Here is a 21,266-nt window from a genome sequence, read left to right as displayed (position 1 = left end):
GGCTAGTTCTTGCCCTTGTCCGTCGGCGGCGTCGGCGCCTTGTCCGCACCCTTGTCGTTCTTCGAGTCACCCGACGGGTCGGACTTCGCCGGCGCCTTCTGCACGTAGCCGATCTCGGACTGCGGCGGGGCCGTGAAGCCCGTCGCCCCGGGGTAGGCGACGTTGAGGTCGTGGATTATCTGCTTGTCCATCGAGAACTTCAGGCCGTAGCCGTACTGCCCGTTGATGTACGTGTGATAGAAATTCGCCCCGCCCGAGATGTTGCCGACCCAGGTGGCCTGCGCGATCTTCGACGTCGAGGTGACGAGCCAGTTCTGGACGGCGCCGTCGGTGGTGCCCGTCTTGGCGATGATCGGGACGCCGTCGCCGGGGTTGGCCGACGCGGCGGTACCGCCCGGAGTGAGGACGGTCTGAAGGGCGTACTGGACGCCGTGCGCGACGTCCTCCGACATCCCCTGAGTGCACTTGGTCGGTGTGGCCGCGATCTTCTTGCCGTCGGCGCCGGTGATGCTCATGATGGCGACAGGGGAGCAGACGACGCCGTTGTTGGCGATGCCGGCGTACGCCGTGGCCATCGCGAGGGGGGCGACGTAGTTCGTGCCCAGGATCATCGACGGCACCGAGATGAACGGGTTCGCGTCGGGATCGGCCGGGTGGATCCCCATGCCGAAGGCGGCGTTCTGGATCGAGCAGAGGTCGAGCTTCTTGCCCATCTGCGCGTAGGCGGTGTTGATGGACTCCTCGGTCGCGAGCATGACCGACATCGAGCCCGGCACCGCCTCGGCGTTCGCCACGGGCCACGGATCGTTGCTGATGCCGTAGCAGCTGTTCGTGAACTCGCTTCCGGTGAAGTCGTGCTCGGAGGTCGTCACGGTCTCGTTGAGCGTGTGGCCCGCCTCGAGCCAGGCGGCGAGCGTGAAGGCCTTGAACGACGAGCCCGTCTGGAAGCCCTGCGAGCCGCCCCGGTCGTGGTCGGTGTTGTAGTTGACGCTGGTCGTGCCGGCCCCGCCGGTCGATGTCTCATTGAACGTCGTGTTCTGCACCATCGTGATGATGCGACCCGTGCCCGGCTCGACCGACACGTTCGAGGCGCCGACGTTGAGACCGGGGACGCTCGTGGGCATGTATGCGCTGACCGCGGTCTGAGCCTGCGCCTGCAGGTCGAGGTTGAGCGTGGTGTGGATAGCCAGGCCGCCCTCGGTGAGGGTCTCGATGCGCTTGTCGGCCGTCTTGCCGAACGCGGTGTCGTCGAGCAGCGACAGCTCGACGTACTTGCAGAAGTAGCCGGCGTCGTACTTCGCGGCCGTCGCACAGCCGTTCGACTGCTGCGTGATGTGCGGGGTGACGGGCTGCTTGATCGCCTTCGCGTACTGCGCCTTCGTGACGAACCCCTCGATCTCCATGCGGTGGATCACGTAGTTGCGGCGCTCGAGCGTCGCGGCGTAGTGGTTCGCCTTGCCGTTGGCCTTGTTGGCCGGCTGGTCGATCCGCAGGTTGGAGGGGTTGTTGATCATGGCGGCGAGCGTCGCCGCCTGGGCGAGCGTCAGGGCCTTGGCAGGGACGCCGAAGTAGTACTCCGCGGCGGCCTGGATGCCGTAGACCGTGCCGCCGAAGCCGACGATGTTGAGGTAGCTGCGGAGGATGTCGTCTTTGGAGTACTTCTTCTGCACGCCGATCGCGTAGCGGAGCTCCTTCAGCTTGCGCGCCGCGGACTGGGCGGTGACAGTGTCGTAGCACTTGGATGCCTTCGCCTTGTCCTCCTTCGTCGAGCCGTCGTACTCCTGCGCGCAGCGCTGCACGAGCACGTTCTTGACGTACTGCTGGGTGATCGACGAGCCTCCCTGCACGTCGTGGCCGAGGGTCGTCGCGAGCGCGCCGCGGACGGTGCCCTGCAGGTCGATCGCGCCCTCGGTGCGGAAGCGGGGGTCTTCGGTCGAGATCGTGGCCCGCGCGACCCACGGCGACATCTCGTCGAGCGCCACGTCGGTGCGGTTCTGCACGTAGAACGAGGCCAGCTTGACGTCTTTGCCGCCCTTCTTGGCGTAGATCGACGACGCCTGAGCCGGCTGCGTGATCTTCAGGTAGCTCGGGAGCGCGTTGAACGTGTCGGCGGCGGTGACCACGCCCTCGCCGGCCACCGCGAGGGTCGGCACGAACAGCATGGCGGCGAGCATGCCGGCCACCACGGACAGGCCGATGAAGCCGAAGAGGGCGCCGATGATTCGGGGGGCAGAACGTTGGGTCACGCGTCAACGGTAAACGGGGTACGGCGATTCCGCGAAGAGGGCTGAGCTATTCGTTGTGAAATCGTCCTCAAGGCGGACCCTGGGCTCTGCTCCCTCTCAGTCGGGCGTCTAGAGCCGGAGTGCCTCCTGAGGCTGGATCCGGCTCGCGCGGACTGCGGCGACCGTGCCGCCCAGCGCACCCACCACGATCCCGCCGATGATCGCGGCGGGAGCGAGCAGAAGATCGAAGACAGGGATCCACTGCCGAGCCACTGTGATGGTCAGGACCGCCGCCAGGCCGAGGAACAGGCCGACCACCCCGCCGATCGCGCCGATCAGGCTCGACTCGCAGAGGACGAGGGCGGAGATGTGGACCGGCCGCGCGCCGACTGCGCGCCGGAGCCCGAATTCCCGCCGCCGTTCCAGCACCGCCAATGCCATCGAGTTTCCGAGGCCGACGATCGCAGCCGCCAGAGACACCCCCGTGAGAGCGAGAAGCGTCGACTGGACATCGCCCTCGATCTCGCCTCGGAGAGTCCTCGGGTCGGCAGGAGCGTCGACGGTGAGGGTCTGCGGGGCCGCCGGGTCGATTGTGAGCGGCGCCTGACGAGCGACCTGCGGCGCGGCCCCCGAGGCCGTGCGGAACAGCGCGATGGTCCGGCTCGGATGCTCGACCGGGAGCGCGGGATCGAAGGCCGTCACGACCGAGCCGAGGAGGTCCGGCAGCCGGGGCGACCCCTCGACGATGCCCACGACCGTCGCGTCGGCGTCGCCGATGCTCACCCGCGGACCGGCGGCCAGGGGACCGAGAGCGACTTGACGAGCGAGGCTCCGTCCGAGCAGCACCTCGTCGGGGGCGAGGACCTCCGCATGCTGGGGCGCCCAGCGGATGCGGAGGCGCGCCGCCTCCTCCACACCGGCCGTCATCGACGCAACCGGCGCTTGGAGAAGGGGTCGGGTGTCCCCCGTGCGGAAGCGGGCGCTCCCGCGGTGCGAAAGGAGCCCGACCGAGTCGACACCCGCGAGCGAGGCCGCAGTGTCGAGCAGATCCGCAGTCCCCGCCCGGCCCGGACGAGGCACGGAGGCCCCCTGCTCCTCGGTGCGAGGGGCGTCCCACGAGACCGCCACGTCGCGATTGGCGTGGAGATCGAACCGGTCCGACACCTGCGCGCCCGCGGAGTGCGAGAGACCGATCGTCCCGACGGCCATCGCCACCGCGACCGCCACCGCTCCGGCCAGGCCCGCCGTGCGGCCCCTCTTCGAGACGACTCCGGCGAGGCCGTCGCGCACCACGTCTAGCACGCGAATGCGAGACGGGAGACCAGGAACTTGCAACTCGTCCGTGGGAGCCGGCGCCGCCGTGCGGAGCCGCTCGATCCGCTCGATCCTGCCGTCGCGGAGGTGCGCCACTCGGTCGGCGATCGAAGCGAGCGACGCGTCGTGCGTCACGATCACCACCGTGTGTCCACGATCGCGGAGCTCCAGCAACGCCTGCACGACCTTCTCGCCGTTGTCGGAGTCGAGGTTGCCGGTGGGCTCGTCCGCGACGATCACCGGGGGCGTGGCCGAGAGCGCGCGGGCGATCGCCACCCTCTGACGTTGGCCGCCCGAGAGCAGCGATGCCTTCTGGGAGGCGAACTCCGCCATGCCGACGTGATCCAGGGCCGCCAGCGCGCGGCAACGCCGATCGTCCCTGGACAGGCAGCGATAAAGGAGTCCGAGCTCGACACTGTCGACGACGGGCCGATCGTCGAGCAGATGGAAGCCCTGGAACACGAACCCGAAGGTGCTGGATCGGGCTTCCGCCAGGGCCCGAGTCGAACTCGCGGCGACGTCGACGCCGTCGAGGACGTACTGCCCTTCGTCGGGCCGGTCGAGCAGACCGATCACGTTGAGAAGCGTGGACTTGCCCCCACCGGACGGACCGACGATGACCAGGAGCTCACCCGCCTCGACCTCGAGCGCGACTTCCCGGAGTGCTCGGGTCTCGACGGCTCCGCGGAAGGTCCGGGCGATTCCGGTCAGCCGAATGAGGGGTGTCATCCGACTCGCACCCGGTCGGACTCGTGGAGTTCGTCGGCGTCCAGGGGCTCGACGGCGCTCAACCCATCCAGCTCACCCAGCTCCTGCACGGCGATCCGGTGAAACTCCCCCGTCCGCTTCCGAACCAGAAGGTGCGACCGGCCCGCGCCGCCCCCACCGGCTACCGCCACCGACGGCACGAGAAGCGCATCCTTCTCGACCACCTCGACTTCCAGGACCACGACGCCGCTCTGCCCGATCACCTCCTCAAGGCCGGTGGTCGCCGGTTTCAGTCGCACGCTCCTGTCCTCCGCTTCGGGCTCTCCGGTCACGGAAGTCACCGACACGGCCACCGGCTCTCCTCCCGCGATCACTACAGACCCGGTCGTGGCACTGGTGATCCCCTCGGACGCGAGCCGCGGGATACTGCCTCGGAGAATCGCCGCTCCGCGCCCGAGGACGATCCGGGACTCGTCCGTCACCTTCGCTCCCTCGGGCGGCGCCGTGACGACCGTGGCCGGGAGAGCTGAGGCGACGGTCAGCTCGGCAAAGGGTACGAGCACCCGTCGTGCCACACCGACGGATTCGGTGTCGACCGATGACGTCTCCGTCTCGCGTGGAGCGGCATCTTCTTCGGGGGCCGAGCCCGTACCCGGCGCCTCGGGCACCGAGTAGCCCGCCCGGTCGTAGAGGCCTCTGACCGCTCGCGCCGTGACATCCCCGAACACGCCGTCCGCTCCGGAGCCGAGGCCCGCTGCGGCGAGCCCGGCTTGGAGCTGGCGGACGTCGGGGCCGGTGTCGCCCTCGCCGAGATCCCGGTAGAAGGGGAAAAGGCCCGCGACTACGAAGACTGGGCGGCCGTTGACCTCGGCCACGACGGCACCCGCCCCGACTGCCTCCCCCGCGGACGACACGGATTTCGTGATGTAGGTCCGCGCCTCGTCGCGGGGTGCGAGCGCCACATCGAGCTTCTCGGCTCTCGCGACCTCGGCGGCGAACGACACGGTCCGTACGAGGTCTCCCCGCTCGACCGCTGCAGTCACAGGCCCCGGTGTCGGGGGTGCCGCCGCTGCCTCCCGCTGTGCGGGCGACTGGAAGGCGCTGGCGAGCCCCCACCCGCCCGCCACCAGACAGAGGGCGACCAGTGGCACGACGACGGCCGTGACTCTCCGTCGGGGGAAGCGGATCGGCCTCATCGTGTCGCGGAGTGCTCGGCCAGGATCTTCTTGGCCCGGTCGACCCGTTTGTCGGCCTCGACCTTGTAGCGTTCGAGCTCGTCGGCGTTGGCGGAGAGCGCCGCCGCCTGGGCGTCCCACTCGGCGTCATAGGCGGCGGCGTACCCCGAACTCACCTGGCACTTCGCATCCGCGACGGCGACCCGGCGCTCCTCCGGTGGCACGTTCGTCTCCTCGCCGGGAGCAATGACCACGTCGACGCCACTTGGACGGAGACCATCGATCGAAGGCGACGGCATCTCGTTCGGATTATCCGGCAGGTCGGGAACGCCGACGGCCTTCATGCACAGCTTCCACTCGTCTGCCGCGTGGCGCACCGGAACGCTCGCATACGCATCGTCGTAGGCAACGCCGGCCAGACTATGGGCGAGTTGATAGGGATCAGAGACCGAGCTTCCCTCGATGGCCGCCCTGCTCTTATCGAGGCAGGAATCGAAGAGCCCATCGGCAGCTGCTCCGACGCTCCTATCTATCTTCTCGTCAAGACTGCGCATTCGTGTGATCTCGGCGATCGTCAAGTCGTACTCGAACGAGTTGCCGTATCCGTACTTCGATGCAAGCGGCTCATTGAAGAGCTTTCGGTGGGCTGCATTCCACGATTCGCCCGGCCTTGTCGACTCATCGATGCGGCTGAATGAGAGGGAACGACCGTCCTGACGAAAGCAGTCCTCGATCAAGGTGTTCTCGGCCTGTTCCGCGACATTGACCAATGGCGAGCTATAGGCGTCCAAGGGCAGCCGCCAGGACGAATGGTGCTTTTCGGGCAACACCACTCCTGCCTGCGTGGAGCTGCACGCAGCTACAGAGGCGATGGCGACGACGCCAAGGCCGGATAGGAAAATGCGGCCCATCTCAGTAGCAGTAGGTCTCGAAGCAGGCGGAAGACACCTTGTCGTTCAAGCTGACGCTTCCCAGATTCGGAATTCCCGTCTGACGCGCGAGGGTCACCTTCGTCCCTTTGTAGCGAGAATCCTTGAACCACATCGCCCGCTTCACGTTTCCGTTGTTGTAGACCGACGAAGCAGCGTCGTTCGTCTTCGGGTGATACGAGGTCGCCCAGTACCCGATGGGCTCGTAGTCCTTGACATTGCGGCTGAAGTGGATGTAACCCCAGCCGTAGTTGGCGTCCTCGTAGGTGCAGCCGACGCCTTTCTCGCACGCGCGAGGCGCAGCAGATGCGGGTGCCGCGGCGGCGATGCCGACACCGGCAATGACCCCCGTGGAGGCCAGGACGGCTGTGATTGATCGAATAACGCGCATGAGAACTCCTTGACTTCACCCCATGAGTGAGAGACCGGAACGACAGATCTTTCTGTCATTTCAGTGTCACGTTATTCATTTACATTCGCGGGTGCAACGTGAAGGGATCTCAACCGACCGCCCGCAGTCGGGCCGTGAACTGCAGTGCGCGACCCTGCACTGGTCCGGCAGAAGCTCGCGCGCCGGAGGAAGAGTCCGCGTCATCCGGCACGGGAACCCCGCCGTGTCGGCGACTCTCCCCGATCTGGGCGTTCTCGCCGGCGAGAAGCCTCGATCTGGGCTGATGGCGCCGGCAACGACCGGCTCAGCCGATGTACGACATCACGTGCTTGATGCGCGTGTAGTCCTCGAAGCCGTACGACGACAGGTCTTTCCCGTATCCCGAGTGCTTGAAGCCGCCGTGCGGCATCTCGGCGACGATCGGGATGTGCGTGTTGATCCACACGCAGCCGAAGTCGAGGCGCTTGGCGCAGCGCAGGGCCCGCGCGTGGTCGCGGGTCCAGACGCTCGAGGCGAGGCCGTACTCGACGCCGTTGGCGAGCGCCAGGGCCTCGGCCTCGTCGGCGAAGCGCTGCACGGTGATGACGGGCCCGAAGATCTCCTGCTGCACGGCCTCGTCGCCCTGAAGGAGCCCCGAGACCACCGTCGCCTCGTGGAAGAACCCGACGTCGCCCTGACGGTGGCCCCCGGCCTCGACGACGGCGTGGTCCGGCAGGCGCGACAGGAACCCCTGCACCTGGGCGAGCTGGGCGGCGTTGTTCACGGGACCGAAGGCGGCCCCCGGGTCGGCCGGGGCGCCGACGTGGGCGTGGCTCCGGGTGCGGGCTGCGAGTTCCTGCGTGAACTCGTCGGCGATGCCCGCCTGCACGAGCACTCGCGTCGCGGCCGTGCAGTCCTGGCCGGCGTTGAAGAACCCCGCCGACACGATCCCCTCGACCGCCAGGGCCACGTCGGCGTCGTCGAACACGATCACGGGCGCCTTGCCGCCGAGCTCGAGGTGCACGCGCTTCAGGTCGTCGGCCGCCGAGCGCGCCACCGCCATGCCCGCCCGGACCGAGCCGGTGATCGACACGAGCTGCGGGGTGCGGTGCTCGATCATCGCCGCGCCCGTCGAGCGGTCGCCGGTGATGACGTTGAGAACGCCCGGGGGCAGGAACTCCGCGGCGACCTCGGCGAGCAGCAGCGTCGAGAGCGGCGTGGTGTCGCTCGGCTTCAGCACGGTGGTGTTGCCCGCGGCGAGCGCCGGGGCGAACTTCCACACCGCCATGTTGAGCGGGTAGTTCCAGGGCGTGACCTGGCCGACGACGCCGATCGGCTCGCGGCGGATGAACGACGTGTGGTCGGGCATGTACTCGCCCGCGCTCATGCCCTGGAGGTGGCGGGCCTCGCCGGCGAAGAAGCGGATCTGGTCGACCGACAGCAGGATCTCGTCGGCCACCAGGCTCGCGCGCGGCTTGCCGGTGTCGGTCGACTCGGCGTCGGCGAACTCGTCGGCCCGCGCCTCGATCGCGTCGGCGATGCGGAAGAGCGCCAGCTGCCGCTCGGCCGGGGTCGTCTCGCCCCAGGTCTCGAACGCGGTCGCGGCGGCGCGGTAGGCATGGTCGACGGTCTCGCGGTCGGACACCGGCGAGATGCCGTAGGTGTCTTCGGTCGCCGGGTCGATCAGGGCGAACGAGTCGGTGCCCGTGGCGTCGACGTACTCGCCGTCGATGAAGTTGCGGAGGGTGGCCATGGGCCGACCCTATCGATGCCCCACCCGAGAAATTCAAGGACTTTTCGGCACGCGCAGCGCCGGATCGCACTGAGGCCGTTGCGGCTGGCGAGAATCTCCTTGAATTTCAGGAAGCTCTAGGGGCGAGAGTGCCGGCGGCGAGGCCGATGCTCACCTCGAGCGAGCGGGTGAACAGCTCGACGCGCTCGTGCTCGTCGAGGTAGCCCACCAGCCCGTAGACGGTGGTGCTGTCGATCAGGGCGAAGAACTGGCGGGCGGCCAGCCCCGGGTTGGTGACCGAGAAGTCGCCTGACGCGGTGCCCGCGATCAGGAGGGCGACCAGGGTGTCCTGCCACTCGTGCAGCCGCTCGCGGAGTGCCGTCGCCACGAACTCGCTGTGGCGCCCCACGCTCCAGGCGTCGGCCCAGATCGTCTTGTCGAGGCTGTCGTCGGTCACGAGCACGGCCGAGACCAGAACCCGGAGGGCCGAGAGAGGGGTCGCCTCGGCGGCCATTGCCGTGGTGATGCCCACGAAGTCGGCGCGGGCCACGTCCGAGAAGGTCCGGGCGACGAGGGCGTGCATCGACGGCTCCTCGGCAGCCACGACACCCGGGGTCAGGCCGGTGACCGCGCAGAGGCGTCGGAGCGTGATCGTCGAGAGACCGGTCGAGAGAGCGATGTCGCGCGCCGCGTCGTCGATCGCCTTGCGAGTCTCGGTGAGAACGCTGGATGTCATCCTGACAGGCTAAGCGACCCGGCCGTTTTCGACAGTCCCCCAAGCGGGCGAGGTGCTCAGTCCCAGCGGATGAGATCGAACTCGGTCCGCAGCCGTGCTCCCCGGGCCGGATGCAGCTGCTCGACCCAGGCGATCCGCCCGAGCAGGTGCTCGCGGAACGCCGGGTGCCCGTCGCGGTTCTGCGACGCAGGTCCGTGCCGCACGCAGTTGTGCACGATGGCTTTCAGCCGGTCGTGCTCCGTCCTCCCCGGCGAGGTCGTCTGGTTCACCACGATGCCGGTCACGGTCTGGCGCACCCCGGCCCGCCGCACGCGCGTCTTCCTCGCGTTGACCGTGTGCCCCTCGTCGGCGACGATTCGCTCGACACCCCGGAGGAACGCAGGAACTCGCCCGCCCAGCTCCCCGTCGCCCGAGAACGACAGGTCGTCGGCGTACCGGGTGTACACGGCCTCCGACGCACGCGCCCAGCCGTCGAGCCTCCGGTCGAGGCCGGCGAGGCTCAGGTTCGCGAGCGCGGGAGACGACGGCGCGCCCTGCGGCAGATGCGGCGCCGCGAGCGCGCGCCGCAGCTCGAACCGCTCGGTCGAGGAGCCTCCGTCGGGCATCGCCGAGAGCACATGCACGGGGACAGCGTGCGTGCAGACGCCGGCCAGGACGTGCGCGACAGGTTCAGCGAGGCCGGCGCGGCGGAACAGCCCGTACACCTGGCGGGCGCTGACGACGGCGAAGAACGAGACCAGATCGAGGGCGAGCACGACCTCGCGCCCGGTGTGGAGTGCGGCGCCCGTGACGGCGCTCCTGCCCGGGACGAAGCCGTGCGCCGCGTCGTGCAGCGGCATCGGCGCCAGCAGCTCGTCGAGCACGGTGCGCTGCACGGTCTTCAGGAGGCCGAGCGGCACCTCGAGCAGCCGCGGCGTGCGCCCGGGGCGGCTGACCCACTCGTAGCGGTAGTGGTGAAGGGGGCCCGCGGGAGCGCGTCGGTTCCACCCCTTCGTGTCGGCGAACCACTCCAGGCGGCCGACCGTCACGCCGAGGAGGCGCGCGAGGTCGGCGACCGTGTCGACGCGTGGGCCGGGCCCGACAGCGGCGACGGGGACGACCTCGCGCGAGAGCACGACGACCGGCGCTCGTTCGGCGCTGCGCCGCACGGCCTCGACGAAGCCGGGCAGGGCCACGATGAGCCGTGCCGTCGTGCGCGGCGAGTCGAGGAGCGGCCGGGGCAGCGCCTGCAGGACGCCGAGGACCGCCAGCGGCACGAAGCGCCGGCCCGACCCGAACACCGCGGTGCCTGCCGCCGACAGGCTGCGGACGTCCCACCCGGGTGCGGCGGCGAAGGCATCGGCCAGCACCACGGCCACCTCGTACGGCGAGGCCCCGGAGGGCTGCCCGCCGCGAACGTGCAGGCGACCGCCGGACGACTCATCGACCGGTGCGGGAGGCAGGGTGCGCGAAGCGCGCTTCGCCTCTCGCGGTGTCATGTCGTGGTCAATCCTCGTCCCCCGGGGTAGCCCCGGAGAGAACCGCGCTCATCGAACGCGGTCTGCCTCGTCCGGTGGTCGCCGCACGACGCTCACGCTAAGCCGTGCCCCGGCCAGCCGCAACCCGCCGCCGCCCGATGTCACACTGGGCTCTCCCCAGACACCTCATGAGTGGAGGTGACCGTGAAGAGACCACGAGACGACACCGACGAGCATGAGCTCGTCCAGCTGGCCCAGCGGGGCGACGAGCAGGCGTTCGCGACGTTGTTCGACCGACACTCGCGCACCGTCTACCGGTACGCCTGGGGACTCGCCGACGTCCGGTCCGACGCCGACGACCTCGTTCAAGAGACGTTTCTCGTGGCCTGGCGGCGCCGCGCCATGATCAGGATCGTCGACAGCTCCGTCGTTCCGTGGCTGCTGACCACGTGCCGCAACGTGTCTCTCAACCTGAACCGACAGCGACGCCGGCTCCGCACGGACGAGCTCGCCGAGGCGTCTGTCGGCGACCCGACCTGGCACCGCCGGATCGACCAGGAGGCCGCCGCTGAGGAGCTGACCTGGGTTCGCGACGAGATCGCGGCCCTCTCGGAGATAGACCGCCGGCTCTGCCAGCTGTGCCTGATCGAGGGCCGCAGCTACGAGGACGCCTCGATGCTGCTCGGCCTGACCGCGGCCTCCGCCCGCAAGCGCATCCAGCGCACCCGCTCCCGACTCCGCGCCCTGCGCGCCGACTGACGCTTCTGAAAGGTCCATCATGATCTCCATCGCACCGCCCGACGGCGCCGCACTCGACGAGGCGCTCCGTCCCATCCGCTCCACCGTCATCGACGTCACCCGCACCCGGCGCCGCGTCCGCCGCGCGGGAGCGGCGACGGCCGGCGCCGTGCTCGTCCTGTCGGCCGTCCTGGTGGCAGCCAACGTGCTCGGCGTCAGCGTTCCGGGGACGGCAGGCCACGGCGCCTCGGCCGAGGCGGCCGGGGTGCTGCATCACGCGGCCGTCACAGCCATCGGCGAGAGCGACCCCGTCGTGAAGCCGGGCCAGTTCGTCAAGGTCGTCACCGTCGAGACGAGCGTCGGCCAGTACGGCGTCACCGACGACGGCCCGGCGAAGTACGGCGTCCAGATCATGGAGACCCGCACTCTCTACATCCCCGCCGACCCTGCATCCGACTGGGTCCTGGTCAGGAAGACCGAGGCTCCGACCACGTTCCTGCCCGCGGCCGATGCCGCCGCCGCGAAGGCCGAGTACGACAAGAACGGCACGCCTTATCCCGAGGGCACGTGGCACGCCAGAGACGGGGAGTTCTACGGCACCCCGTGGTCGGTCCAGGGACTCGACGCGATGCCCACCGAGCCTCACGCGCTCCTGACCTACTTCGACTCGCACTACACCGGCGGATCCGCCAGCCGCGAGGAGGACACGATGGTGCGTGCGACCGAGGTGCTGACGAGCGGGACCGCGACCGCGAAGCTCCGCTCGGCGATCTACGGCATGCTCGCACTGCTCCCGGGAGTCGAGGTGACCGATGACGCCGCCACCGTCGATGGCCGCACAGGCATCGCGATCGGGCGCTCCGAGCCCAACCGCGGGGGCGAGCACCAGGAGATCATCATCGACCCGGCGACCGGCCAGCTGATCGGTTCGCGTGTCATCGAGGCGCAAGCGTACGGCCCCCTGCCCGCGGGGACGGTCTGGGACTCCACCGCTGTGACGACGTCGGTCGCCGACACCGCACCCTGATTGGGCGAGAGGCCCCGATCTGGGCGATGGCAGCAGCCATCTGCCCAGATCGGGGCTTCTCGGCGACGAACCGAGGCGACGGGCGCAGGAACTCGCCGCCGGGCTCAGGCCCGCCCGAAGACCAGCCGCAGCGTCCGGGCCTCGGGCCGCAGCGCGAAGAGCGGCCACACGTCGACGCCGCACGCCCGCGAGCCCAGGCCGTTCTGCGCGGCGTCGACGTAGAGGTGGGTCGCGGTCGACGGCGGCAGCTCGTGCGGGTGACCGGCGACGGCGACCTGCTCGGCGGTGTGCCGCGCGAGGGTGAAGCCGGGCAGGCCGCGGTGGTCCGGCAGCGCGGTGATCCGCATGGCGCCGTCGAGGTCGAGCGTCCTGAACTCGGAGCGGTGTCCGGTCTCCTGCGGGCGGGCGTAGCCGGCCCCGAGCTCGTCGATCGGCGCCGAGTACCGCCCGACGAGGGCTGCGCGCCGGCTGTCCGGGTACGACTCGAGCGGGCCGGTGCCGAACCACGACGCCGTCTCGACCTCGGCCGGCAGGTCGAATCGCAGGCCGAGGCGGGGCAGCACGAGGTCCCAGCCGGCCGACGGCGCGATGTGCGCGGTCAGCAGGACGTCGTCGCCGTACGGCTCCCAGACCGTCTCGACGGTGATCGAGTGGCGCGATCCGGCGGGGGCCCAGCGGGTGCGGCGGGCGACGCGACTCGGGCCGGACTCCGAGCTCAGGATTCTCGGCGTCATGCGGTGGAGCCCGGCGGCCTCCCACTGCTCGGCGAGCGAGAACGCCTGAACTCCGCGCCCGAGGTTCGGCAGGACGCCGGCGATGTCGTAGCTGCCGCCGTGGCCGAGACTGTCGTTGTCCGTCGGCGCCCGGAACACCGAGAGCGTCGGGCCCGACGCCGCGAGCCCGGCCAGAGCGCCGAGGGCCCCGTCGGCGTCGAACGCGGCCGGCAGGAGGTCGCCGCCGGAGCGCGCGGGGCGACGCCGGGGCGCGGGCGGAGTGAGGTCGTGCTGCGCGGCTGCGAGCACGTGGCCCGCCGGCGCCCACGCCGTGTCGTCGCTCAGGACGGCTGACACGGTGAGCCACGTCTCGCCGCCCGGCGACGACGTCTCTCCTGAGACGGCGCCGGCCGGCAGGTCGACGCTCACCGACTCCCCCGCCGCGACGATCCCGGCGTCGAGGTCGCCGGACGCCGTGACGACGCCGTCGGCCTCGAGCCGCCAGGTGAGGCGGACGTCGGAGGAGTCGCTCGAGTGGCGGTGGTTCGAGACGGTGATGCGCGTTCCTGCGCTCTCGCTGTCAGCGAAGGCGAAGCGGAACGGCGCGACCACCGCGGCCCACTCGTGCAGGCCGGGCGTCGGCGTGTCGTCGCTCAGGATCATGCCGTCCATCACGAAGTTGCCGTCGTGCACGACCTCGCCGAAGTCGCCGCCGTATCCGAAGAACTCAGCGCCGTCGGCCGTGCGTGTGCGGATGCCGTGGTCGCGCCACTCCCACACGAAGCCGCCGTGCAGGCGCGGGTAGCGGTCGACGAGGTCTTCGTACTGGTCGATGGCGCCCGGGCCGTTGCCCATGGCGTGGACGTACTCGCAGAGCAGGAAGGGGCGGGTGCGCAGGCGGGCCGACTCGGCGGCGCTCGCGAGGTGGAGCAGCTCGGTGGAGTCCTGGCCGATCGACTCGGTCTCGGGGATCGACGAGTACATGCGCGAGTACACGTCGGTGTAGGCGCCCTGCAGGTCTCCTTCGTAGTGGACCGGCCGCTCGGGGTCGCGGTCGTGCACCCAGGCGCTCATGGCGGCGAGGTTGCGCCCGGTGCCCGCCTCGTTGCCGAGCGACCAGAGCACGATGCTCGCGTGGTTCTTGTCGCGCTCGACGGTGCGCTCGATGCGGTCGAGGTAGACGTCGCGCCAGCGCGGGTCGTCGCTCGGGTTGTCGACCCAGGCGTCGGCGGGCCGCGGGCCCCAGCCCTCGAGGCCGGTCTGCGAGCCGCCGCGCTCGAAGCCGTGCGTCTCGAGGTCGCACTCGAGCACGACCCAGAAGCCGAGCTCGTCGGCGAGGTCGAGCAGGCGCGGGTGCGGCGGGTAGTGGCTGGTCCGGATGGCGTTGACGTTGAAGCGCTTCATCCGCGCGAGGTCGGCGCGGGCGTGCTCCTCGTCGAAGACGCGGCCGCGGTCGGGGTGCGCCTCGTGGCGGTTCATGCCGTGGAAGACGAGGCGGCGGCCGTTGGCGAGCAGCCGGTCGCCGTCGATCAGGATGGTCCGGAACCCGATGCGCTGCGTGACCGTCTCGCCCCGCGCGGTGACGACGGCCTCGTACAGGCGCGGCGACTCGGCCGACCAGGGCTCGGCGCCGGGGACGGCGAACGGCGCGACGTCGGCGGCGGTGGCCCACTCGACGGCCACCCCGAGCTCCTGAATCGTGAGCGTCACCGGGAAGGCGTCGTCGGCCGCCCGCACCTCGGGATCGAGCGCGGCCCCGTCGGCAGCCGACCAGGCCGTGCGCAGCCAGACGTCGTCGATGCCGCCCGCGGGCCGGGCCTCGACGGTGACCTCGCGGAAGATGCCGGGCAGCCACCACTGGTCCTGGTCTTCGACGTACGACGCGGCCGACCACTGGTGCACGCGCACGGCGATGCGGTTGCCGCCCTCGCGCAGCAGCCCCGTCACGTCGAACTCGTGCGCGAGGCGGCTGCCGGCGGCGGTGCCGACCGGAGCCCCGTTGAGCCAGACCTTGAAGGTCGACTCGACTCCGTCGAAGCGCAGCGTCTGGGAGGCGGCGCGCAGGAACTCCGGCCCCACCTCGAAGTCCCTCACGTGATCGCCCGTCGGGTTGTCGTCGGGCACGAACGGCGGCTCGACCGGGAACGGGAACTGCACGTTGGTGTAGATCGGCGCACCGCGGTCCTCGCCCGCCGGTTCGGCGCCGTCGCCACCGAGCACCCAGTGCGACGGCACGGCGATGGTGCTCCAGCCCGAGACGTCGAAGCCGTCGGCGGCGAACGCGTCGTCACCGTCGGCGCGGGGCCGCAGCCGGAACGCCCACCGTCCTGAGAGATCGGCCCGGGGCGCGTCGCTGTGCAGCCACGACCGCGCCGGCACGGCACGGCCGCTCGGCGTGAGCACGCTGCCCGGGACGATGTCGGTCACGTAGGCCGGGGTGCTGCTCACGGGGGAATCTCCTTCGATCGGTGCGTGGTGCGACGCTAGCATGAAAGGAGAGTGGTTACACTCCTTTCATGCCCCCGCAGGAACTGCCGTGAGCCCCCGGTCCACCGGCGTCCGCGGCCCCTACGCCAAGAGCGCCGCCCGCCGCACGGCGATCCTCGACGCCGCGCGCGAGGTGTTCGCGGCTCAGGGGTACCGGGCCGGGAGCGTGCAGGATGTCGCCGACGCCGCCGGGGTCAGCCAGTCGGCCGTGCTCCACCACTTCCCCGCCAAAGAAGACCTGCTGCTCGCCGTCCTCGCCGACCGCGATGCGCGCGGCGACGACATCAAGGCCGGGCTCGGACTCGTCGACGGGGCCCGCGCGCAGGTCGCGCACAACACGGGCACCCCAGGCATCATCGAGCTCTACACGACCCTCTGCGCCGAGGCGACCGGACAGACGCACCCGGCGCACGACTACTTCGTCGAGCGGTTCCGGCGCACGCGCGGGCTGTTCGCCGGTCAGTTCCGCGACCTCGCCGAGCGCGGGCTCCTGCGCGACGGCGTCGACCCCGAGCTCGCCGGCGCCGGCTTCGTGGCGCTGTGGGACGGCATCCAGCTGCAGTGGACCATGGACCCCCGCCAGGTCGACGTATGGGCGGCGCTGCGGCACTACCTGTCGCTCGTGCTGCGCGACGACGTCGGGTGAGTTCCTGCGCCGAACCGGCACTGCAACGGCGCCCGAGTGACGAATCGGCCATGGGGCCCACGGTGACGGCCCGGCACGATGGTCGCCATGACGACCACCGACGCGGCGCCGACCACGACCGAGACGCCCTCGGCATTCACCCCGCTGGAGGCCGCCGGGCGCGACCACCTGTGGATGCACTTCTCGCGCATGGCCCCGTTCCAGGAGAAGCCGATGCGCGTCATCGACCACGCCGAGGGCGCCTACCTCTGGGACGACCGCGGCCACAGGATCCTCGACGGCCTGGCCGGCCTGTTCGTGGTCCAGGCCGGGCACGGGCGGCAGGAACTCGCGAGCGCCGCCGCCGACCAGGCCGCCAAGCTCGCGTACTTCCCGAACTGGGGCACCACCTCCCGTCCGGTCATCGAGCTCGCCGAGCGCCTCGCCCACTACGCCCCCGGCAGCCTCAACCGCGTCTTCTTCACGTCGGGCGGCGGCGAGGCCGTCGAGAGCGCGTGGAAGGTCGCCAAGCAGTACTTCAAGCTGACCGGCAAGCCGCAGAAGCACAAGGTCATCTCGCGCATGTCGGCCTACCACGGCACCACGCACGGAGCCCTCGCCATCACGGGCCTGCCCGCCATGAAGCAGGCGTTCGAGCCGCTGGCACCGGGCGGCTTCCGCGTTCCGAACACCGACTTCTACCGGGCCTCCGACGAGTGGGGCGGCGACGAGGCGGCCTTCGGGCTGTGGGCCGCGAACCGCATCGAGGAGGCGATCCTCTTCGAGGGAGCCGACACCGTCGCGGCCGTCGTGCTCGAGCCCGTGCAGAACTCCGGCGGCTGCTTCACCCCGCCGCCCGGGTACTTCGAGCGGGTGCGCGCGATCTGCGACCGATACGACGTGCTGCTCGTCAGCGACGAGGTCATCTGCGCGTTCGGCCGCCACGGCACCATGTTCGCCTGCGAGAAGTTCGGCTACGAGCCCGACATCATCACGTGCGCCAAGGGGATGTCGAGCGGCTACGGCCCCATCGGAGCCATGATCGCCAACGAGCGCGTGATGGAGCCGTTCTTGACGGGCACCGACTTCTTCCCGCACGGGTACACCTTCGGCGGTCACCCGGTGTCGGCCGCCGTGTCGCTGGCCAACCTCGACATCGTCGAGCGTGAAGGCCTGAATCAGCGCGTGCTCGACAACGAGGCGGCGTTCGGCGCGACGCTCTCGAAGCTGAAGGACCTCGACATCGTCGGAGACGTCCGCGGGGACGGCTACTTCTGGGCGATCGAGCTCGTTCGCGACAAGGGGTCGAAGGCGCTGTTCGACGCCGCCGAGCGCGAGCTCCTGATCAAGCAGTTCCTGCCCGGGGCGCTGATGGACAACGGCCTCTACTGCCGGCCCGACGACCGCGTGAACCCGGTGATCCAGCTGGCGCCGCCGCTCATCGCCGGCCAGGCGGAGTTCGACGAGATGGAGCAGATCCTGCGCGGAACACTGCAGCAGGCCCAGGCCCTGGTCTGATTCCCGGAGGCCGACGCCTGCCGCGTCACGTGCCCGGAACCCGGTAGCCGACCAGGGTCGACGAGTTCGGGCTCTGGAACACGGTGCCCGAGGCGACGGCGAGTGTCTGCGGGTAGTAGAAGTACGCGCTGTCGATGGGGAGCGCCGCGAGGGGGGCCGTGGCGGTGGCCGTCGTGGAGTAGGCGAGGAGGCGGTACTGGTCGCCGACGCACGTCCCGTTCTGGAACTCGCCGTACTCGTTGACGATCCAGACCACATCGCCGCCGCGCACCATGCCCTGGGCGAAGTCGCCGACTTCCGTCTGCCACTTCACCGTGCCGGTGGACGCCGACAGTCGGGCGATGTGTCCGGCGAACCGCGCTTCGCACTTCGCCGGGTCGGGTTCGTGAGACGTGCGGTACGTGATGAACAGGTTCGTCGAGTCGGCGCCCGCGATCCCGATGATGTCGGAGTCGTAGCTGTCGACCGCGGTCGACCAGAGGGGCTTGCAGAAGGCGGCGCCGCACCCCGCCGCCGGGAACGCGGCGACGGCGTCGGAGACGTTGACGAAGACGCGACCGCCTGCGAGCACCGGGGTTCCGTACGAGAATGCCGGGTCGCTGGTCCACTTCTTGCGGCCGGTGGTCGCGCTGTACGCGACGAGGCCTTCGCCGCCGCTGGTGTAGAAGGTTCCGCCGCCGACCGCGAAGCCGTAGACGAAGTCGATGCCGTCGTTGTTGTTCGGCGTGTACGAGTGCTTCCAGAGGAGCTTGCCGGACTTCACCGAGAACGCGAGCACGGGGTAGCCCGAGCCGAAGAGGAACACGCGGGTGCCGTCCGTCGTGGGAGTACCGGGATAGGTGCGGTCCGCGCCAGGGGTCGTCGCCTTCGGCAGGAAGGCCCGAGCGGTGATCGCGTGCTTCGCCACATCCACGACGAGGACCCCGCCTGCGGGCGAGGTTCCGAACGAGATCAGGACGGTCGATCCCGTTCCGGTCATGCCGTACCCGTAGGAGCTGACGGCGTAGGGCAGGGCCATGCTCCAGAGGGCCTTGCCAGTTCTGGGCGACGAAGCGTAGAAGCGCGGAGACGTGGTACCCCCGACGGTGTACACGACACCGCCGAGGACCACCGGCGGGTACGAGCCGCCGGTCCGGTTCGTGGCGGCGAAGGCCTGCGTGATCTTTCCCGCATTGCCGGCCGTCAGGACGTGCTCGCCGGTATTCGTCGAGCTGCTCCCGGCTGATCCGTACACGCCCGTCCACTGATCGGGAGGGGAGGCGGCCGCAGCCGGGCTCGCGACCCCGGGAGCGAGGGCGGCCGCGAGAGACACCGCGAGGGCGATGGTCAGGACGGCCCATCCGCGACGTGCTCTCGTCGGTCGGACGGACGGCTCAACTGGTGTGCGACGGTGCACGAGAACTCCTCATCTAAGACAATGAGGCGATCATATTCTCGGATTCGCTCCGGCGCCGCTCGGGTCGGTCGCGCCTATGCGGGATCGCCCGGCGCGAAGCCGTCGCCGAGCCGCCGGAGCAGCTCGATCAGCTGGGCGCGCTCGCTGCGGGAGAGCGGCCCGAGCTGCACTTCCTCTTCGGCGACGAGCGCCAGCATGGCCTCGTCGACCATCTCGCGGCCGACGGGCGTCATGCAGACGAGCACACCGCGGCCGTCTTCCGGGTTCTTGCGGCGCTCCACGAGAGCGCGCTCCTCGAGCAGATCGAGCCGGTTGGTCAGGGTGCCGCTGGTGACCATCGTGACCTTGACGAGCTGGGCGGGGCTGAGCTGGAACGGCTCGCCGGCGCGGCGCAGGGCCGCGAGCACGTCGAACTCCCAGATCGCGAGGCCGGCGCCCTTGAACGCCTGAGCCCGCAGGGTGTTGAGCCGCAACGAGACGCGCCGGAGCCTCGACATCACGTCGAGGGGGGAGAAGTCGGTCTCGGGAAGCTGACCGGCCCACGCATCGATCAGCAGGTCGACCTCGTCGCTGCTCGTGGTCATGCTCCGAGAATACTGCGGAGTGCCCGTGCACTGGCCGGGGGATGGCCCCAATCAGCGAACCCCCAGCGCAATCAGCCGTTACTCCGGCGTCACGACCGTGAAATGCGCCGCCCCTGTACTGGCTGATGGAGGGTCGTGGCACGGCGCCGCGCCCGGATGGAGACGCGAATGTTCCACATGGGATGGTTTCTGAACTACTCGGTCCCGAGCTGGGCCAAGGACTGGTCAGGCGAGGCGGCCCGCGACTGGGTCAAGCCCGACCTCTACATCGAGCTCGCGAAGGCGATGGAGCGCGCCCGCTTCGACTACATGATGCTCGAGGACGGCGCCTTCATCCCCGATGCGTTCGAGGGCACGAGCCGCTACTACCTCGAGAAGGCCAACCACGCGCCGAAGCTCGACCCGGCGACGCTGGTGCCGCTGCTGCTCGACGCGACCCGCCACCTCGGCGTCATCATGACGCTCGCAACTCCCTACTACCCGCCCTTCGCCGCCGCGCGCCTGATGTCGAGCCTCGCGCTGCAGTCGGACGGCCGCGCCGGCGTCAACCTGGTCACCGCGCACAACGTCCGCACGGCTCAGAACTTCGGCCGGGACGAGCACTACGAGCACGACTTCCGGTACGAGATGGCCGACGAGTGGATCGACCTCGTCGGCCGGCTCTGGGACTCCTGGGAGGACGACGCCGTCGTCGGCGACCACGAGTCGGGGGTCTTCGCCGACCACACCAAGGTGCACCCGGTGAACTTCGAGGGCCGCTTCTACAAGTCGCGCGGACCGCTCAACACCATCGCCCCGACCGGCGGCCATCCGATCGTCTGCCAGGCCGGCGGGTCGCCTGCGGGCCGCAGCCTCGCCGCGAAGTACGCCGACACGGTCGTCGCATCGGTACCGGGGATCGAGGCGATGAAGGAGTACCGCGCCGACATGGACGAGCGGCTGATCGCCGCGGGCCGCAAGCCCAGCGACGTCAAGATCCTGTTCACCATCTCGCCCGTGCTCGGCGAGACCCACGAGGAGGCCGTGGCGAAGAAAGCGCGCATCGACGCGACGACGATCGAGGACTCCCTCTCGCGTCTGTCGTGGTCGAGCGGCATCGACTTCTCGCAGTTCGACCTGGATTCCCCCCTGCCCGAGATCAAGACGAACGCCGCGTCGTCGTCGACCCTCGGCATGCTGCAGGGCTCGAACCCCGAGACGACGCTGCGGGAGATCGCCTCGCGGCCGGTCCGCCTCGGCTCGCTCGAGGTGAGCGGGACACCCGACGAGGTCGCCGCCGTCATGGGCGAGGCCATGGACGAGGTCGGCGGCGACGGCTTCCTGATCGCCGGCCAGCTCACCCGCCGCTACATCACCGAGGTGACCGACGGGCTCGCGCCGGCCCTGCGTCGCCGCGGGCTGATCCGCAGCGAGTACAGCGGCACGACCCTGCGCGAGAACCTGCAGGCCTTCTAGCCCGACCGTCAACACGGGGGCCCGCTGCCGTCCGGCCCGGCGGAGGGCTCCCGCCGTGGCTCGGCGCCGGCGCGCCC

16 protein-coding genes are annotated in these 21,266 nt (G+C 70.1%); 5 read left to right on the top strand and 11 right to left on the bottom strand.

Going from position 1 to position 21,266, the window contains the following annotated elements; translation table 11 throughout:
- Positions 1-2: 2 nt before the first annotated feature.
- From AC07TY_RS06835 to AC07TY_RS06800, 8 genes are all read right to left on the bottom strand, one after another.
- Positions 3-2,246: a transglycosylase domain-containing protein gene (locus AC07TY_RS06835; protein WP_494784796.1), complete on the bottom strand. Its 2,244-nt coding sequence runs from the start codon at positions 2,244-2,246 to the stop codon at positions 3-5.
- A 108-nt stretch (positions 2,247-2,354) separates the two neighbouring features.
- On the bottom strand, positions 2,355-4,268 hold the full coding sequence (locus tag AC07TY_RS06830; RefSeq protein ID WP_494784795.1) for an ABC transporter ATP-binding protein/permease: 1,914 nt from the start codon (positions 4,266-4,268) through the stop codon (positions 2,355-2,357).
- Positions 4,265-5,398 carry a peptidoglycan-binding domain-containing protein gene (locus AC07TY_RS06825; RefSeq protein WP_494784794.1) on the bottom strand — a complete coding sequence of 378 codons (1,134 nt, stop codon included), beginning with the start codon at positions 5,396-5,398 and terminating at the stop codon, positions 4,265-4,267. The genes AC07TY_RS06830 and AC07TY_RS06825 overlap by 4 nt, the downstream gene beginning before the upstream one ends.
- Positions 5,399-5,439: 41 nt before the next feature.
- Positions 5,440-6,333, bottom strand: a complete 894-nt coding sequence (locus AC07TY_RS06820) for a hypothetical protein (RefSeq protein ID WP_494784793.1) — start codon at positions 6,331-6,333, stop codon at positions 5,440-5,442.
- Between the two features lies 1 nt (position 6,334).
- Positions 6,335-6,742, bottom strand: coding sequence for a peptidase inhibitor family I36 protein (locus AC07TY_RS06815; protein WP_123505475.1), 408 nt, complete (start codon positions 6,740-6,742; stop codon positions 6,335-6,337).
- Positions 6,743-7,046: 304 nt separating this feature from the next.
- Positions 7,047-8,474, bottom strand: coding sequence for an aminobutyraldehyde dehydrogenase (locus tag AC07TY_RS06810; protein WP_494784792.1), 1,428 nt, complete (start codon positions 8,472-8,474; stop codon positions 7,047-7,049).
- Between the two features lie 106 nt (positions 8,475-8,580).
- Entirely contained in the window at positions 8,581-9,189 is a 609-nt protein-coding gene (locus AC07TY_RS06805; RefSeq protein WP_494784791.1) for a TetR/AcrR family transcriptional regulator, read from the bottom strand.
- A 56-nt stretch (positions 9,190-9,245) separates the two neighbouring features.
- Entirely contained in the window at positions 9,246-10,667 is a 1,422-nt protein-coding gene (locus tag AC07TY_RS06800) for a reverse transcriptase family protein (RefSeq protein ID WP_494784790.1), read from the bottom strand.
- 183 nt (positions 10,668-10,850) lie between these two features.
- Here AC07TY_RS06800 and AC07TY_RS06795 point away from each other — a divergent pair, with 183 nt between their 5' ends.
- Together AC07TY_RS06795 and AC07TY_RS06790 are read left to right on the top strand one after the other, a co-directional pair.
- Complete coding sequence (locus AC07TY_RS06795; RefSeq protein ID WP_494784789.1) at positions 10,851-11,405, top strand: RNA polymerase sigma factor; 555 nt, start codon at positions 10,851-10,853, stop codon at positions 11,403-11,405.
- A gap of 19 nt (positions 11,406-11,424) precedes the next feature.
- Positions 11,425-12,411: a CU044_5270 family protein gene (locus tag AC07TY_RS06790; RefSeq protein ID WP_494784788.1), complete on the top strand. Its 987-nt coding sequence runs from the start codon at positions 11,425-11,427 to the stop codon at positions 12,409-12,411.
- A 104-nt stretch (positions 12,412-12,515) separates the two neighbouring features.
- On the opposite strand, the gene AC07TY_RS06785 is transcribed toward AC07TY_RS06790, so the two are convergent.
- Complete coding sequence (locus AC07TY_RS06785) at positions 12,516-15,572, bottom strand: glycoside hydrolase family 2 TIM barrel-domain containing protein (RefSeq protein WP_494784787.1); 3,057 nt, start codon at positions 15,570-15,572, stop codon at positions 12,516-12,518.
- Positions 15,573-15,660: 88 nt separating this feature from the next.
- On the opposite strand from AC07TY_RS06785, the gene AC07TY_RS06780 reads away from it, so the two are divergent.
- Positions 15,661-16,257, top strand: coding sequence for a TetR/AcrR family transcriptional regulator (locus AC07TY_RS06780; protein WP_494784786.1), 597 nt, complete (start codon positions 15,661-15,663; stop codon positions 16,255-16,257).
- An 87-nt stretch (positions 16,258-16,344) separates the two neighbouring features.
- Positions 16,345-17,754 carry an aspartate aminotransferase family protein gene (locus AC07TY_RS06775; protein ID WP_488624699.1) on the top strand — a complete coding sequence of 470 codons (1,410 nt, stop codon included), beginning with the start codon at positions 16,345-16,347 and terminating at the stop codon, positions 17,752-17,754.
- A gap of 25 nt (positions 17,755-17,779) precedes the next feature.
- On the opposite strand, the gene AC07TY_RS06770 is transcribed toward AC07TY_RS06775, so the two are convergent.
- Together AC07TY_RS06770 and AC07TY_RS06765 are read right to left on the bottom strand one after the other, a co-directional pair.
- Positions 17,780-19,150 carry an outer membrane protein assembly factor BamB family protein gene (locus AC07TY_RS06770; protein WP_494784785.1) on the bottom strand — a complete coding sequence of 457 codons (1,371 nt, stop codon included), beginning with the start codon at positions 19,148-19,150 and terminating at the stop codon, positions 17,780-17,782.
- A 74-nt stretch (positions 19,151-19,224) separates the two neighbouring features.
- Positions 19,225-19,734 carry a MarR family winged helix-turn-helix transcriptional regulator gene (locus AC07TY_RS06765; RefSeq protein ID WP_123505484.1) on the bottom strand — a complete coding sequence of 170 codons (510 nt, stop codon included), beginning with the start codon at positions 19,732-19,734 and terminating at the stop codon, positions 19,225-19,227.
- Positions 19,735-19,902: 168 nt separating this feature from the next.
- On the opposite strand from AC07TY_RS06765, the gene AC07TY_RS06760 reads away from it, so the two are divergent.
- Positions 19,903-21,189, top strand: coding sequence for an NtaA/DmoA family FMN-dependent monooxygenase (locus tag AC07TY_RS06760; protein WP_494784784.1), 1,287 nt, complete (start codon positions 19,903-19,905; stop codon positions 21,187-21,189).
- Positions 21,190-21,266 lie beyond the last annotated feature (77 nt).

This window comes from Frondihabitans sp. GW821-FHT04F02, assembly GCF_059420045.1.
This window is presented reverse-complemented; position numbering and strand designations above follow the sequence as displayed.